Annotated in this window: 11 protein-coding genes; 6 read left to right on the top strand and 5 right to left on the bottom strand. The window is 61.5% G+C overall.

Annotated elements, in window-relative coordinates; translation table 11 throughout:
* Positions 1–29: 29 nt before the first annotated feature.
* Together IEX75_RS21155 and IEX75_RS21150 are read right to left on the bottom strand one after the other, a co-directional pair.
* Positions 30–1,397 (bottom strand): S41 family peptidase, encoded by a 1,368-nt coding sequence (locus IEX75_RS21155; protein WP_188797494.1) that lies wholly within the window; start codon positions 1,395–1,397, stop codon positions 30–32.
* A gap of 198 nt (positions 1,398–1,595) precedes the next feature.
* Positions 1,596–2,801: a murein hydrolase activator EnvC family protein gene (locus tag IEX75_RS21150; RefSeq protein WP_188797491.1), complete on the bottom strand. Its 1,206-nt coding sequence runs from the start codon at positions 2,799–2,801 to the stop codon at positions 1,596–1,598.
* A gap of 265 nt (positions 2,802–3,066) precedes the next feature.
* Here IEX75_RS21150 and gltB point away from each other — a divergent pair, with 265 nt between their 5' ends.
* The 5 genes from gltB to IEX75_RS21125 all read left to right on the top strand — a co-directional run bounded on the left by gltB (position 3,067) and on the right by IEX75_RS21125 (position 14,041).
* Complete coding sequence (gltB, locus tag IEX75_RS21145) at positions 3,067–7,500, top strand: glutamate synthase large subunit (RefSeq protein WP_188797489.1); 4,434 nt, start codon at positions 3,067–3,069, stop codon at positions 7,498–7,500.
* On the top strand, positions 7,497–8,936 hold the full coding sequence (locus IEX75_RS21140) for an FAD-dependent oxidoreductase (RefSeq protein ID WP_188797487.1): 1,440 nt from the start codon (positions 7,497–7,499) through the stop codon (positions 8,934–8,936). Before gltB ends, IEX75_RS21140 begins: the two co-directional genes overlap by 4 nt.
* A 406-nt stretch (positions 8,937–9,342) precedes the next feature.
* Positions 9,343–12,087 (top strand): TonB-dependent receptor plug domain-containing protein, encoded by a 2,745-nt coding sequence (locus IEX75_RS21135; RefSeq protein ID WP_188797485.1) that lies wholly within the window; start codon positions 9,343–9,345, stop codon positions 12,085–12,087.
* Between the two features lie 214 nt (positions 12,088–12,301).
* Positions 12,302–13,177 (top strand): methylglyoxal synthase, encoded by an 876-nt coding sequence (locus IEX75_RS21130; RefSeq protein ID WP_188797483.1) that lies wholly within the window; start codon positions 12,302–12,304, stop codon positions 13,175–13,177.
* Positions 13,178–13,285: 108 nt separating this feature from the next.
* Complete coding sequence (locus IEX75_RS21125) at positions 13,286–14,041, top strand: NRDE family protein (protein WP_188797481.1); 756 nt, start codon at positions 13,286–13,288, stop codon at positions 14,039–14,041.
* Between the two features lie 16 nt (positions 14,042–14,057).
* Here IEX75_RS21125 and IEX75_RS21120 read toward each other — a convergent pair whose 3' ends face one another.
* Positions 14,058–14,465 carry a YchJ family protein gene (locus tag IEX75_RS21120; protein WP_229721020.1) on the bottom strand — a complete coding sequence of 136 codons (408 nt, stop codon included), beginning with the start codon at positions 14,463–14,465 and terminating at the stop codon, positions 14,058–14,060.
* A gap of 67 nt (positions 14,466–14,532) precedes the next feature.
* Here IEX75_RS21120 and IEX75_RS21115 point away from each other — a divergent pair, with 67 nt between their 5' ends.
* Entirely contained in the window at positions 14,533–14,742 is a 210-nt protein-coding gene (locus IEX75_RS21115) for a hypothetical protein (RefSeq protein ID WP_188797799.1), read from the top strand.
* A gap of 111 nt (positions 14,743–14,853) precedes the next feature.
* Here IEX75_RS21115 and IEX75_RS21110 read toward each other — a convergent pair whose 3' ends face one another.
* Positions 14,854–15,051, bottom strand: coding sequence for a hypothetical protein (locus IEX75_RS21110; protein WP_188797477.1), 198 nt, complete (start codon positions 15,049–15,051; stop codon positions 14,854–14,856).
* A gap of 78 nt (positions 15,052–15,129) precedes the next feature.
* The gene (locus IEX75_RS21105) at positions 15,130–15,708 is read right to left on the bottom strand and encodes an NnrU family protein (RefSeq protein WP_188797476.1); all 579 of its coding nucleotides are present in this window, start codon (positions 15,706–15,708) and stop codon (positions 15,130–15,132) included.
* Between the last annotated feature and the right edge of the window lie 80 nt (positions 15,709–15,788).

The raw sequence follows: 15,788 nt of genomic DNA, 5'->3' as shown, positions 1-15,788 counted from the left end.
GATGTTGGGGTTTGCACCCCAACCTACGTTCAATGTGCGACAGGTTGTCCGGCGTCTTTGCGCAGGGCTAGTCCCTTCAAAATATTCAACGCCTGCGACAGCGCATAATCGCTCGTCGCCAACTTCGCGTTTTCGGCGGAACCATCGTTATTGATGGCGCCAGCGCCGGAGGCCGCGATTTCGTTCGCCAGGTGATGGGGCAGATCGGCCTCTGAACTGATCGGTACCTGCGAGTCATCCACCTTGGTCACTGCCAGGTCCGCCAGTGCGATGTCCGGCTTGATGCCCTCGGCCTGGATCGAGGTGCCGTTGGGCGTGTAGTAGCGCGCTGTGGTCAGCTTCACGGCGTGGTCGGCATCGAGCGGCAATACCGTTTGGACTACGCCCTTGCCGAAGGTGCGGCGGCCGACAATCAAGGCACGATGATTGTCCTTGAGCGCACCGGACACGATCTCCGCGGCGGAGGCCGTGCCGTTGTCGGTCAGCAGCACCATCGGCGCGCCATTCAACAGGTCGCCGGGATGGGCGCTGAAAGTCAGGTTGGAATCGGGCAGGCGACCACGCGTGGTGACGATGGTGCCGGAATCGAGGAAGTCATCGCTCACCGCGACGGCGGAGGTCAGCAAGCCGCCGGGATTGGAGCGCAAGTCGAGGATCGCGCCCTTTTGCGCGCCGTTCTTTTGCAGCAGCCCGCCAAGCTTTTTTTCCAGATCACCGGCGGTGTCGTCCTGGAACTGGCTGATGCGGATGTAGGCGTAGCCGGGTTCGAGTTCGCGCACCTTCACGCTGGTCATGGAGATGCGTTCGCGCGTGAGTGTCATGGTGACCGGCTGGTCGGCCTTTTCATGCAGGATGCCCAGCGTGATCTTGCTGCCGGGGTTGCCGCGCAGGTCGTCGAACATGCTGTCGATGTTGTCCGGCGTGACTACCTTGCCATTCACCGCCGTGATCACGTCGCCTGGCTTGATGCCGGCGCGCGAGGCAGGCGTGTCGTCGATCGGGGAGACGATCTTGAGCAGGCCGTTGTCCTCCATCACTTCGATGCCAAGGCCACCGTATTGGCCGGTGGTGTCTTCGTTGAGTTCCTGCAGGCCGTCCTTGTCGAGATAGGCGCTGTGCGGATCGAGGCCGGCAAGCATGCCCTTGATCGCATCGTTCATGAGGGTCTTGTTGTCGACTTTCTCGACATAAGCCTGGCGGATGATCTGGTAAACGTGCGCAAAGTTGCGCACGTCGTCCAGGTCTACCTGATCCGCCGGCGCTACGCTGCTGGCCGCCTTCGCGGGTGCGGCCGGCGCGGCGGTACTTTCGGCCGGCGCCACCTCGGGCGCCGCCTGCGCATGCAGCAGGGGCGTCGCCAGCAACAGGGCGAGGAGGCAGGGACGGGGGAAACGCATGGGGCAAAACTCCATAAGAAAGGATGTGACGGCGGTGTTGAGACCGTTGGGGACCGTCGGAAATTCACTCAAGAGGATACGCCGAACTTGGCTGCAAATACCTGCGCCCTGTCTTACCCGAATCGTGAAAACCTCCCACTAACTCGCCGGGACGACGAGCCTGAGGTTTTTTTCACAAATCCATCTAAAGAGGAGGTATCAGCGCTTCTGGGTCAACCACGTCCGCGGATCCACCGGCTTGCCGTTCTGGCGCAGCTCGAAATACACCCCGGTAGTGTCGCCGGTGCTGAGCATGGCGGTGCCCAATGCTGCGCCGGCCTCAACATCATCGCCCACTCCATGCAGGAGGGTCTCGTTGTTGCCGTACATGCTCAGCCAGCCGCTGCCGTGACTCAAGATGATCAGCTGGCCATAGCCGCGCAGAAAGTGCGCATACACCACCCGCCCGCGCGCCACCGCGCGCACTTCGGCGCCGCGTGGGGCGGCAATCAGCACACCATTGCCGAAGGTATGCACGGGGCCGGGCGCCGGCCAGGGCAGGTTGCCGCGGATGTTGGCCAGTGCCTTGCCGGTGCCGCCGCTAGGCACGGTGGGGTTGGCGCGGGCCTTGCGCTCTGCTTCGCGGGCGGCATCATCGATCGCCTTCTGCAGTTTGGCCAGCAGGTCATTCAATGACTGCTCGTTTTGCTTCAGCGCGGCCAGCTTCTGCGCCTGGTTCTTGTACTGCGCGTCGATCTGGCTGGCGAGTTGCTGTTGCTGCTTGCGCTGCTGCTGCAGGGTATCGGCCTGCTGCTGGCGTTGTGTGCGGGTGGCCCGCAGCGCCTGTTGCTCGGTGGTGATCTGGTTCTCCAGGTCCTGCAGCTTGGCCAGTTCGGTCATCAGCTGCTGCACTTTCTGCAAGCGATCTTGTTGGAAATACTTGGAGTAGGTGAGCGAGCGGGCGATGCGCCCGATGTCCTCGTCGCCCAGCAGCAGGCGCAGATCCGAACCGTGGCCGATGGCATAGGTGGCGCGCAGCAGATCCGCGATTGCCGCGCGCTGGCTGCTCAAACTTTGATCGAGCGCCGATCGTTGCGTTTGCAACTGATCGAGCTGCTGCTGTTTGGCGGCGATCTGTGCGTCGGTATCGCGCACCGACCTGGCGGCGGTGGCCACCGCATCGGATTGCTTCGCCAATTCGGCATTCACGCTGTCGCGCTTGGCGGCAGTGTCGGCTTGCTCCTTGGCCAGCGTCTGCATCTTGGCGCGCAGGTCTGTCAGCTGCTGCTTGGCCTGGGCCTGTTGGGCCTCGGCTTTGCTGTCCTGCGCGGCTCTGACGATGGCCGGAAAGCTGATGGAAAGGGTGGTCGCGGTGGCGAGCAGGGTGAAAACGAGTGGTCGGAGAACACGGAGGGATGTCGGCATGCCGAGGATTATGTCTGAGCTGGACTCTCTCCGCGAGACGCCGCAAATGGCTCCCGAATGCGCCTTTGAGCATGCGTTTGGGGGACTGGTCTGTTAGCGCGCGCGCATACAGCTAACAACCGTTTTTCATTTGGACGTCTAGCCGGCTTTGACGCGACGCACAAGTTGTGCTTAAAGTCGGGTTGCAAGCCATTTCGCATGCCGCTTGCCGCTCACGAGGCGGCAGGCTTTTTGCGCCCTAGCGCACCGGGAGGAAATCAGGATCATGTCAGTGTTGCCGCGGTTGTACGACCCCAGTTTTGAGCACGATAGCTGTGGCTTTGGTCTGGTTGCCCAGATCGATGGCCGCGCGAGTAAATGGGTGGTCGACACGGCGTTCACGGCACTGGCCAAACTTTCCCACCGCGGTGGCGTGAATGCCGATGGCGTGACCGGCGACGGCTGCGGCGTGCTCATTCATCACCCGCATTCGTGGCTGCGTGCGCTGGCGGTGCAGGCAGGCATCCCGCTGGGTGAGCGTTTTGCTGCCGGCCTGGTATTCCTTGAATCGGCCGATAGTGAAGCCGCCAAGACGCTGCAGCGCTACGTGGCGGAAGAACGCCTGCATGTGGCGGGCTGGCGCGACGTGGCGGTGAATGCAGAGGCCTGCGGCCCGATCGCCGCCGCGGCCAAACCGGTGGTGCGGCAGATCTTTATCAATGCCGCGGACAATATGGACGACGCCAGCTTCGAGCGTGCGCTGTTCCGTGCGCGCCGCCGTGCCGAGCATGCGCTGGCAGACGATCCGCAGTTCTATGTGGTCTCGCTCTCCGCCCAAGTGATTGGCTACAAGGCCATGGCAGCGCCGGGCCGCCTGCGCGACGTGTTCGACGACCTGCGTCATCCCGCCCTGGTCGCGGATGCCGTGGTATTCCACCAGCGTTTCTCCACCAACACCACGCCGCAATGGCGCCTGGCACAACCGTTCCGCTTGCTCGCGCACAACGGCGAGATCAACACCATCCGCGCCAACCGCCGCTGGATGCAGACGCGCGCGCAGGTGTGGCGTTCGCCGCTGGTGGATTTGAGCGACATCGGCCCGTTCGTGCGCCAACGCGGTTCCGATTCGGAAAGCCTGGATAACGCATTGGAACTGCTGCTGGCCGGCGGACTGGACATGCTTGCTGCCATGCGCGTGCTGGTGCCACCGGCTTTCGCTGCGCGCGAAGGCATCGATGAAGACCTGGCCGCGTTTTACGAGTACTACGCGTTGCATAGCGAGCCGTGGGATGGCCCTGCAGGTCTGGTGATGTGCGATGGCCGTTATGCGGTGTGTACGCTCGATCGCAACGGTCTGCGTCCCGCGCGCTGGGCGCTGTCCGACGACAATCATCTGATCGTCGCTTCCGAAGCGGGCCTGTGGGATGTGCCGAGTTCGCGCGTGATCGCCAAGGGCCGTCTGGCACCGGGCGAAATGATCGCCGTGGATTTCCAGGCGCATCGTCTGCTGCGTGATGCCGATATCGACCAGATCAACCGCAAGCGCGCGCCTTATCGCGACTGGTTGCGTGCGGGTGTGAGTTACCTTGAGTCCGACCTGATCGATCCATCGCTGGCCGCCGAGCCGCTGCCGGCGGATGAATTGCGCTGCTACCAGAAGCTGTACGGCCTCTCGCGCGAAGAACGCGAAACGGTATTGAAGGTGATCGCCGAACTGGAGGCGGAAGCGACCGGTTCGATGGGCGATGACACGCCGATCGCGGCCATGTCGCGCCAAGTGCGCCCGCTGTTCGACCGCTTCCGCCAGGCGTTCGCGCAGGTCACCAACCCGCCGATCGATCCTTTGCGCGAAAAACTGGTGATGTCGCTGGTCACGCAGATCGGGCCGGAAGGCAACGTCTTCGACTTGAAGCCCGAGAACGCTGCACAAATCCTGATCAACTCGCCGATTCTTTCGCAGCGCAAACTGCGTCAGCTGGTGGCGATGCCGCAGTACGCGAACGCGCCGCGCTTCGATCTGATGTATGCGCCGGAAGAAGGATTGGAGGTCGCGCTGCGCCGACTGTGTCGTGAAGTAGCACAAGCGGTGCGTGATGGTTGCGCGCTGGTGTTCCTCAGCGATCGTTATCCCAATCGTGATCTGCTGCCGATTCACTCGCTGCTGGCGACGGGTGCGGTGCATGCGTATCTGATCGACGAAGGCTTGCGCTGCCAGTGCAACATCGTCGTCGAGACGGCCGCACCGCGCGATCCGCATCAGTTCGCCTGCCTGATCGGTTTCGGCGCTACCGCCATCTATCCGTGGCTGGCGTACCAGAGCTTGTTCGAACTCGGCCGCGAAGGGCATATCGAAGGTGACCGGCAGGAAATCGGCCGCAGCTATCGCCGCGGCATCCGCAAGGGTCTGTTGAAGATCCTGTCAAAGATGGGTATCTCGACCGTCGCCGGTTATCGCGGCGCGCAGTTGTTCGAGATCGTGGGCCTGGCGCCGGAAGTGGTGGAACTGTGTTTCCCTGGCACGCCGTCGCGCATCGGCGGTGCAGGCTTTGCCGACCTGGAACACGAGCAGCGTCTGCTGGCCGCGGAGGCCTGGAATCAGGCGCAATCACTGCGTGCAGGTGGCTTGTACAAATACGTGCACGGCGGTGAGTACCACATGTACAACCCCGACGTGATCGCCAGCTTGCAGAACGCGGTGCGTACCGGCAATGCGCGTGACTATCGCATGTATGCCGATCACGTCGATCATCGTCCGCCGTCCGCGTTGCGTGATTTGCTTGGCTTGAAGGCAGCGACGCCGATTCCGCTGGACGACGTGGAATCCGTCGATGCGATCCTCAAGCGCTTCGACTCCGCCGGCATGTCGCTGGGCGCGTTGTCGCCGGAAGCGCACGAATCGCTGGCCATTGCGATGAATCGTCTTGGCGCACGCAGCAACTCCGGCGAAGGTGGCGAAGATCCCGCGCGCTACGGCACGGAGAAGGCGTCAAAGATCAAGCAGGTTGCATCCGGCCGCTTCGGTGTCACGCCGGCGTATCTCGTCAACGCCGAAGTGCTGCAGATCAAGATCGCGCAGGGCGCCAAACCAGGCGAGGGTGGTCAGCTGCCTGGCCACAAGGTGGATGCCACCATTGCGCGCCTGCGTTATGCGAAGCCGGGCATTGGCCTGATTTCGCCGCCGCCGCATCACGACATCTATTCCATCGAAGACCTGGCTGAGCTGATTCACGACTTGAAGGAAGTGAATCCTGAGGCATTGATCTCGGTAAAGCTGGTTTCGCACGCAGGCGTCGGCACGGTCGCCGCGGGTGTAGTGAAAGCCGGCGCGGACCTGATCACCGTGAGCGGCCATGATGGCGGCACGGGCGCAAGCCCGCTTACGTCCATCAAGTACGCGGGTACGCCGTGGGAACTCGGCTTGGCCGAAACCCAGCAAACGCTACGTCGCAACGATCTGCGCGGCCGTGTGCGCCTGCAGACCGACGGCGGTTTGAAGACCGGTCTGGACGTGGTGAAGGCGGCATTGCTCGGTGCGGAAAGCTTCGGCTTCGGCACCGGGCCGATGGTGGCGCTCGGTTGCAAGTATCTGCGCATCTGCCACTTGAACAACTGCGCCACCGGCGTGGCCACGCAGCATCCGGTGCTGCGCAAGGATCACTTCATCGGTTTGCCCGAGATGGTGATGAATTATTTCACCTTCATCGCGCAGGACGTGCGTGTGCATCTGGCGCAACTCGGCGTGCGTTCATTGGGCGATATCGTGGGCCGCACCGATTTGCTGGAACAGCTGGAAGGCGTCACGCCGGTACAACACCGGCTTGATCTCACACCGCTGATCGATGGCTCGGGCTTGAGCGCACGCAGCGAGTTTGCGTGCACGCTGCCGCGTAATCCGATGCGTGATGACGCCGAATTGGCTTCGCGGATCGCGGCCGATACGGTGGCTGCCGTGGCGAACAAGACCGGTGGTTCGTTCGCTTATCGCATCGAGAACACCGATCGAGCGATCGGTGCGCGCTTGTCCGGCGACGTCGCGCGCCGCCATGGCGATCACGGCATGGATGCGAATCCGATCGAACTGAAGCTTGAAGGCGCCGCTGGGCAAAGTCTCGGTGCGTGGAATGCCGGCGGCGTGCACATCGAACTGGTTGGCGAAGCGAACGATGGTGTCGGCAAGGGCATGGCGGGCGGTCGCATCGTGGTGCGTCCACCGGCGGATGCGCCGTATGCCAGCCAGGATGCATCGATTATCGGCAACACCTGCCTGTATGGCGCCACCGATGGCGAGCTGTATGCCGCGGGCCGCGCCGGCGAGCGCTTCGCCGTGCGCAATTCCGGCGCGATCGCCGTGGTCGAGGGGGCGGGCGATCACTGCTGCGAATACATGACCGGCGGCGTGGTCGCCGTGCTCGGCAAGGTCGGACTCAATTTCGGTGCCGGCATGACCGGCGGCTTTGCTTATGTGCTCGATCTCGAGCGCGATTTCGTCGACTGCTACAACCACGAACTGGTTGATATTCTGCGTATCTCACCCGAGGGGATGGAAAACTACATGCAACACCTGCGGAAATTGGTCACCCGCCATGTTGAATTGACGGGCAGCGAATGGGGTCGGCAGATTCTGCGTGACTTCCGCGGCCTGCAATACAAATTCTGGCTGGTGAAACCCAAAGCCGCGAGCCTTGCCGTGCTGGCCGAAGAACTGCGGAGGGCAGCATGAGCGCCAAACTGTTCCAATTCCTCGACGTACCCCGACAGCCGCCGCGCACCGTCCCTGTGGCGGTGCGCGTACTCGGTTACGGCGAAATCGGCGGCGACTTTGCATCGCCGCAGGCAGCTACGCAGGCAGAGCGCTGTATCGATTGCGGCAACCCGTATTGCGAACATGCCTGCCCGGTGCACAACTACATTCCCAACTGGCTGAAGCTGGTGCAGCAGGGTCGCATTCTCGAAGCGGCCACGCTGATGCACGAAACCAATCCGCTGCCGGAAATCTGTGGACGCGTGTGTCCGCAGGACCGTCTTTGCGAAGGTGCGTGCACGCTGGAGCAAACCGCGTTTGGCGCAGTGACCATCGGCAGCATCGAACGCTGGGTGACGGATGAAGCATTGCGTCAGGGCTGGCGTCCGGATCTTTCCAAGGTGCGCGAAACCGGTCATCGCGTCGCCGTGATCGGTGCCGGCCCTGCCGGTTTGGCGTGTGCTGATCGCCTGCGCCGCGAAGGCATCGCCGTCGACGTCTACGATCGCCAGCACGAAATCGGTGGCTTGCTCACCTTCGGCATTCCGCCGTTCAAGCTCGACAAGGGCGTCGTGCGGACGCGGCGCGACGTGCTCGAAGGCATGGGCGTGCGCTTCCTGCTCGGCAAGGAAGTCGGCCGCGATGTGGAATTCGGTGCCCTGCTGGAAGAGTATGACGCGATCTTCGTCGGCACCGGTGCCTACACCTTCGTGGATGGCCAATTGCCCGGCCGCGAACTGCTCGGTGTGCACGATGCATTGCCGTTCCTGATTGCCAACACCGAACGCGTGTTGCGCGACGAACCAGCTTCCACGTTCGACTTCCGCGGCAAGCACGTCGTAGTGCTTGGCGGTGGCGACACCGGCATGGATTGCAACCGCACTGCGATTCGTCTTGGTGCGGCGTCCGTCACCTGCGTGTATCGCCGTGACGAAGCGAGCATGCCCGGTTCCGCGCGCGAGGTGAATTACAGCCGCGAAGAGGGCGTCACCTTCATGTTCCATCGCCAACCGGTGGCCATTCTCGACAACGGCAACGGCCAGGTGCGTGGCGTGCGCGTGGTGGAAACGGAATTGGTCGATACCGGTGATGGACGTCCACGGCCCAAGAATGTTGCCGGTACGGAGTCGGACATCGTTGCGGACGTGGTGATCCAATCGTTTGGCTTTTTACCGAGCCCACCAAACTGGTTGGCAGCGCATGGTGTTGAACTGGCGCGTTCCGGCAAAGTGATCACCGGCGCGAACGGGCAATTGCCACATCAGACCAGCCATTCGAAGATCTTTGCTGGCGGCGATAACGTGCGCGGTGCCGATCTGGTGGTGCGTGCGGTGTATGACGGCCGTGAGGCCGGCAGAAGCATTGCCAGCATGTTGATTGCTGCGTCAGTCAAAGAAGCCGTGGCCGTGGGCTGAAATTTTTTTCTCATGCTTGAAAGTTCTGCCAGCACCCTCTCTGTAACCAGGGAGGGTGTTTTGCTATCAGGCAATTTCCATTTGGCGCTTCGACGTGATTGTCAGACGTTAAGACCGGATTGAGCAGGTCGACGAAGTCGTACAAACGCTTAAACATATTGCTAACGAAGATAGATTCGGCGTTTTGTGCATTTTGCTTATGCAGCATGAAATTAGTCGCGCCACTTCGCATTTGACTTCATGGCGGACCTCGCAAAGTCCTGCGCAATGTTAAGGACTTGTCTGATTGCATAAGTATGTGGAACACTCCGACCCCGTCGTGTCCCCACACGCCGCCCAACTTCCCCCACCCCTACCCATCTAGTTGGGCGCATAACAATCCGCTGTACCTCGGAGGGTATGAAAAATGACTCGTAATAAGCTTGCGCTCTCGTTGGCGGGCTTGCTGTTTGCCCCGATCGCTGGCACCGCTTTCGCGCAAAGCACTCCTGCAACCACTGGGCAGGATCAATCGCAGAACACCAAACAGCTGCAGACCATCACCGTGACCGGTTCGGCGCTGCCGCGCGTCGACACGGAAACCCCTTCGCCGGTGACGGTGATCTCGGCGCAGCAGATCGCCCGTAGCGGTTACACCACCATCTCCGACGTCGTGCGCTCCATCTCGGCGGACAACTCCGGTTCGATCCCCAACGCCTTCACCAACGGCTTCGCTGCCGGCTCTTCGGGCGTGGCGCTGCGTGGCCTCACCGTGAACTCCACCCTGGTGCTGATCGACGGCCAGCGTGCCGCCAGCTATGCAGTGTCCGACGACGGCCAGCGCTCCTTCGTGGACCTCAATACCATTCCGCTCGCTGCGGTCGAGCGCATCGAAGTGCTGAAGGACGGCGCCTCGTCGATCTACGGTTCCGACGCGATCGCCGGTGTGGTCAACATCATCCTGCGTCCCAGCTTCCAGGGTGTCGAAGGCACGGCGGATGTCGGCAACTCGCAGCATGGCGGCGGCTTCACCAAGAAGGCCACCTTCATGGCCGGCACCGGTGATCTGGATAAAGATCGCTACAACGCTTACTTCAGCGTGCAGTACGAGAAGGACAACCCGATCTTTGCTCGTGATCGCGACTTCCCGTACAACACCGACAACCTCAGCCCGATCGGCGGTCCGAATCCGGAAGTGCCCGGCAACAATATCGGCTCCACGGTAGGTTCCATTACCAACCCGGCCACCGGTTTGTTGCAGCCGCTGGGCAACTGCACCGCGGGCTCCAAGCTGGTCACCAATGACTCCAAGAATCCTGGCAGCTATTGCTCGCAGAACCTGGCCAATCAGTACAACCTGATCCAGCCGCAGACGGAACAAGGCGGCATCTATGGCCGCTTCACGGTGAAGATCAACGACACCACCAAGGCGTATCTGTCTGCCAGCTACATGCAGTCGAAGACCTGGGGCATCAACCAGCCCGAGCAGATCCAGAACAGCACGCCCGTCAACACCAACAGCATCACCTTGCCGGTAGGCAATCCGTCCAACCCGTTCAATCAGCCGGCGCCGATCAATTACGCGTTCGGTGATATTCCGCGTGGCACCAACTACACCAATCACAACATGCGTTTGGTGGGTGGCGTCCAGGGCACCATGGGTGACTGGAACTACACCACCACGGCGACCATCAACCACACGTCGCTGGATACGAACCAGTTCGGTTACATCAACTACGCGGCGTTGATCAGCGCGATCAACAACGGCACTTACAACTTCGCCAATCCGTCGTCGAACTCGGCTGCTGTCCGTGCATCGCTGGCGCCTGGTTATGCCAAGACCTCCACGTCCGACCTGGATTCGCTGGATTTCAACGCCAACCGCGAACTGTGGGATCTGCCGGGTGGTCCGATGGGCCTGGCCGTGGGCGCGCAGGTTCGCCACGAAGCGCAGGACGACCCGACGCTCAACCCGAACTTCGAGTTCGAGGGCCTGGGCAACGCCACCACCAAGGGTAGCCGCGATGTGGCCGGTACCTATGCCGAACTCGACATGCCGTTGCTGGAATCGTTGGAAGCCGACGTCTCCGGCCGCTTCGATCATTACTCCGACGTGGGCAACAACTTCTCGCCGAAGATTGGCCTGAAGTGGAAGCCGCTGGATTGGGTCGCGATCCGTGGTACGTACTCCAAGGGCTTCCGTGCACCGAGCTTTGCGGAAAATGGTTCCAGCTCCTCGCAGGGCTTCGTCACCATTACGCCGCCGACCAGCTTCCAGGATCTGCATGGCGGCAATGCTTACAGCTCCTCGCCGTATTCGATTTCCGAGTACACGCTGGCGAACCACAACATCAAGCCGGAAAAGGCAGACAGCTTTACCTTCGGCGTGGTCGTACAGCCGACGAGCTGGCTGAATGCCTCGGTGGACTACTACAACATCCGCAAGAGCAACGTCATTACTGCGCCGGATTACGGCAGCGCACTCGCCGCCTACTGGGCGAACGGTGGCACCGTGCCGGGCGTGACGATCACGCCGGATCTGGTCGATCCGCAGCACCCGGGTGCGCTGGCGCGTCCTGCCGTGCTCACGGGCGAGTACATCAACGCCAATTCGCTCAAGACCTCCGGTGTGGACGTGGATATCCAGGGCCACTGGGACTTCGGCAGCGTGAAGTACATCAGCGAGCTGCAGGGTACGCAGATCTTCAAGTGGCAGATGATCCTGCCGGGCGGCATCGTGCAGAACTACGTCGGTACGCAGGGGCCGTATAACCTGTCGTCCGGCGCAGGTACGCCGCGCACCAAGGGTTCGTGGTCCAACACGGTCATGTACGGACCGGTGACCGTTACCGGCACGCTGTACTACACCAGCGGTTACCAGGAGATCGCAGAAGACGTCGGCGTGGGTCCGGGCTCCTGCCTGTTCCTCAATGCCGCCGGTACGGCTTTCATGCCGTCGAACTGCCGCGTTGGCTCGTTCTATGATTTTGACCTGACGGGTAGCTACGACATCAACCAGCACGTCGCGATCACCGCATCGTTGATGAATGCGTTTGACCGCAAGGCACCGTTCGATCCGGCTAACTACGCGGCTACCAACTACAACCCGACCTATAGCCAGGCCGGTGCTGTCGGTCGCTTCTGGAACGTTGGCGTGAAGGTGAAGTTCTAAGCCCAGCGGAGCTTCAAGCTGTTACACAAGGCGCGTCGGGCAACCGGCGCGCCTTTTTCTTTGACCAAGTGGGATAAGGCAGATGGGGCCCATGCATGCGTCATGAGCAATGCGACTAAGGCGCATACGGTATACGGCAGGCAGTGTCGTGCTAGCGTGCCTTGGGGTTTGTCACCGGTCTTTCGGTTGAATTTTTAAACTAGGGGAAAGCACGATGCGGATGGGTCTTGCCGCCAACGCACTTCATCACGATCACGACGATGCGGCGCTGTTCCGCTGGCTGCGGGTGTGCGAACAGGGCATCCGCGAGTTGAACCTGCACTTGCATGCGGTGGGGCGTACTCATGCCGCCATCGAGCGCAGCGGCTATCTCACCGATTACGCCGGATTGCTGCATTACCCGTATGGCCGCGAGGGTGGCCTGATGAAACTCGTAGCGGAAGTCGTGGGCATGCACGAACCGCAGCGTACGCTGGATGGCGCGATCTACTTGATCGATCCGGTGGATCCTTCTTCCATCTTTCCTGAAGCTGTGGCGCTGAAGCGTCAGTGCGTGATCCACCAAAAGCCATTCGTGTCGACGGTGGCGTCGGCGCGTGATTGGGTCGAAATGGAGCGTATCCAGGCTGGATTCCCGCCCGATCCCGGTGCGGATGCGCTGCACATGCTGGAAAAGCAGACGATCGCTTTGATTGCGCATGACGCGATGAAGCCGCAAATGATGGCGTACGCCGCTGATCACTTCGACGTGCTTGCGCGTTTCGCACGGCGCGTGGCCACTGGCACCACCGGCCAACAGTTGAACGAGCTGGCATGGAGCCGCGGGTGGCCGCAAGGAGAAAACTGGGTGGATCGCTATCAGAGCGGCCCGATGGGTGGCGATGCACAGATTGCCGACCTGGTGCTGGAGCGGCGTTGCCAGCGCGCGATCTTCTTCGAGGATCCGCACGTGGCGCGTCAGCATGAGGCGGATATTCAATTGCTGGAGCGTGCGGTGACCACGGTGACGGATGAAACGGTGTGCATGACGTCGCCGCGGGTGGCTGCGCGCTGGGCGGATGCGGTGCGAAAGCGTGTCGCCCATTCGTAGGTTGGGGTGTAAACCCCAACATGGGGATGCATGCATGCACGGTATGTTGGGGTTTACACCCCAACCTACGCAAAGCGCTTGGCATCCCGATAAGGTAACCTTTCCTGCATGTGCCTGATCGCCTTCGCCTGGCAAACCCATCCCCGCTGGCGCCTGCTGCTCGCCGGCAACCGCGATGAATTCCACGCGCGCCCAAGCGCGCCGCTATCGCACTGGACGGACATGCCCATCATCGGCGGGCGCGATCTCGAAGCCGGCGGCACGTGGCTAGGCGTCGCGAAGGAAGGGCGATGCTGTGTCGTCACCAACGTGCGCGATCCCAGCGATCCGCAGCAAGGTACATCGCGCGGTCTGCTTGCCACGGATTATCTGGCGGGCCCTGATGACGCAACACGGCACGCGAACACATTGCAGGCATTGGCATCCAGCTATCGCCCCTTCAACTTGCTCACCTTCGACGCCGAGCATGGCTTCTATATCGGCAATCGTCCTTCCTCCAAGGCGCAGCCGATCGAGCCGGGCGTACACGGTTTATCCAATGCCGATTTCAATACGCCGTGGCCGAAAACGCGTGCATTGATGCAGCGCCTGCAGGCATGGATGGATGCAGGGCACGAAGTGGATTTTGCGCCGCTGTTTCGTGCGTTGGCCGACGAACATCAGGCGCCCGACGAACTGCTGCCCGACACCGGTGTGGGGTTGGAGCGGGAACGCTGGTTGTCTTCCGCATTCATTCGCGGCGAACGCTATGGCACGCGTGCCTGCACCATCGTGGCGATTGGGTATGACGGCAAAGGATTGATCGTGGAACGGCGGTTTGGACTGGCGGGTCGTTTCGAAGGTGAAAGCGAACTGCCTTTGTAGGTTGGGTTAGCTCAACCTATTCTGGAAACCGCCCATCCAGGTAATACCAGCGCCCCTGCTCGCGCACGAAGCGACTGATTTCATGCATGCGCTGCGCCTTGCCGCCGCCGTAACGCAGGCGTGCCACGAACTCTACCGTGGCGTGCTCGCCTTCTTGCTGGTGCTGCTTGACGTTCAATCCCAGCCAGGTGGGCATCGGCTGCTGCGCCGTCAGTTTCAGGCTGGCCGGGCGCGTACTGGGGTGCCAGGTGGCCAAAAGATAATCCTCTCGCTTGAGCACATAAGCACTGTAGCGTGAGCGCATCAAGGCTTCGGCGGTTTGTGCAATGCCGCCATCATGCAGCGGACCGCAACAGCGCGTGTAACCGGTGTGATTGCCGCAAGGGCAGGGCGTGAGGGTGTCGACAGCTTGCAAGGCCAGCATCCCGCAAAAAATACGGCCTCCATCCTGCTCCAGGCACGCACAAATGCAAGAGGTAGTGCGAAAAGTCATGCATGGCGCGCCCGCCGGATCGCTTAAAGTCATACCGCTGCCGGGAGGATCGCGAAGCCTGGACGCACTGTATGGCCGCAATCCGCAAACCTTCGTGCAAAACATCTTTGACGCAAAGCCGTCGGATTACGTGAAAGCGACACAGCGCGTGTGGCACACGCCGGATCATGCGAGCTTTATCAGCTTGCCGGTGGTGTCAGAGAAATAACGCCAACTGCCGTCTCGTAGGTTGGGGTGCAAACCCCAACATCGCCATGTATTGAGGATCACGATGTTGGGGTTTACACCCCAACCTACGGCACCCGGCAGCGATCAACACTCAAACGGGTCGCCCGCTGAGTACCCGCGCTGGCAACATCAGTAGTGCCTTCAGAAACGCAAAGACGGCATGCATGGTGATGCCGACCAAGCGGAACGGCAGCAATAGCAGCCACACGATGGGATACAACACCAGTGCCAGCAGTGCGAGCGGCCAGCAGAACACCAGCAGCACCAACCAGAGCAGAAAACCGACCATGGGGCGTTACCTCCTGCGATCGAACGCTTTGACTGTAGCGTAGCCCGTCATTGGGGCGTAGATGACTACTGGCACCTCTTAAGCCATGGGATTCACGCCGAATAGCCAGTTATGCAGCCAGAACGCAAACAAGGCCCAAAGCACGATACCTGCCACGACGGTTATCACGGTGCCCTTCACCGTGCCCGGCGGATAAACCGTGCCAAGGCGCCGGTCACGGCGGCGTGAGGCCGCAAACAGCGCCACCGCCCACACCAGGAAGGCGCCGAACAGCAGCACGTCGTACTGCATGCCGGTCGCAAGCAGATGGCCGAAGGCCCAGGTTTTCACCGCCAACACCTGCGGATGGTGCAGCTTGGCCTTGATGGCGTTGTTCGGTACGCGCGCCGCCGGGAACAGGATCAGCGCGATCAGCATGAACAGGGCATTGAGATGCCGCAACCACATCGGCGGTATGTACAGAATCACCGGGTTGCGCCGCGCCATGATGAAGCCCACGACGATCAGCACGAGGCCGATGGCGGAGATGATGGAGTAGATCGCCTTCCAGCGATTCAGGCCGATGCGCTCGATCTGGCGGGTACGCCAGTCGTCGGCGACGATGCGGATGGAGTGCAGGCCGAGGAAGAGGATAAGACCGAGGATCAGCACGAGCATGGTGGACGCCTCAAGCAGAAGAGAATGATGGCCTCAGTTACCGTAAAGCTTGATATCCCTCACCGTCATTCTGGCGAAGG

The sequence above is a fragment of the Dyella nitratireducens genome, assembly GCF_014642835.1.
GTDB classification, from domain to species: domain Bacteria; phylum Pseudomonadota; class Gammaproteobacteria; order Xanthomonadales; family Rhodanobacteraceae; genus Dyella_B; species Dyella_B nitratireducens.
Note: the sequence above shows the minus strand (reverse complement) of the source record. Positions and strands in the feature narration are given on the sequence as shown.

What these genes read in the sequence shown, in the direction of transcription:
- gltB (WP_188797489.1), top strand. Translation starts at nt 3,067, where the DNA reads ATGTCAGTGTTGCCGCGGTTGTACGACCCCAGTTTTGAGCACGATAGC.
- IEX75_RS21150 (WP_188797491.1), bottom strand. Translation starts at nt 2,801, where the DNA reads ATGCCGACATCCCTCCGTGTTCTCCGACCACTCGTTTTCACCCTGCTC.
- IEX75_RS21125 (WP_188797481.1), top strand. Translation starts at nt 13,286, where the DNA reads ATGTGCCTGATCGCCTTCGCCTGGCAAACCCATCCCCGCTGGCGCCTG.
- IEX75_RS21115 (WP_188797799.1), top strand. Translation starts at nt 14,533, where the DNA reads ATGCATGGCGCGCCCGCCGGATCGCTTAAAGTCATACCGCTGCCGGGA.
- IEX75_RS21155 (WP_188797494.1), bottom strand. Translation starts at nt 1,397, where the DNA reads ATGCGTTTCCCCCGTCCCTGCCTCCTCGCCCTGTTGCTGGCGACGCCC.
- IEX75_RS21105 (WP_188797476.1), bottom strand. Translation starts at nt 15,708, where the DNA reads ATGCTCGTGCTGATCCTCGGTCTTATCCTCTTCCTCGGCCTGCACTCC.
- IEX75_RS21130 (WP_188797483.1), top strand. Translation starts at nt 12,302, where the DNA reads ATGCGGATGGGTCTTGCCGCCAACGCACTTCATCACGATCACGACGAT.
- IEX75_RS21140 (WP_188797487.1), top strand. Translation starts at nt 7,497, where the DNA reads ATGAGCGCCAAACTGTTCCAATTCCTCGACGTACCCCGACAGCCGCCG.
- IEX75_RS21110 (WP_188797477.1), bottom strand. Translation starts at nt 15,051, where the DNA reads ATGGTCGGTTTTCTGCTCTGGTTGGTGCTGCTGGTGTTCTGCTGGCCG.
- IEX75_RS21135 (WP_188797485.1), top strand. Translation starts at nt 9,343, where the DNA reads ATGACTCGTAATAAGCTTGCGCTCTCGTTGGCGGGCTTGCTGTTTGCC.
- IEX75_RS21120 (WP_229721020.1), bottom strand. Translation starts at nt 14,465, where the DNA reads ATGCTGGCCTTGCAAGCTGTCGACACCCTCACGCCCTGCCCTTGCGGC.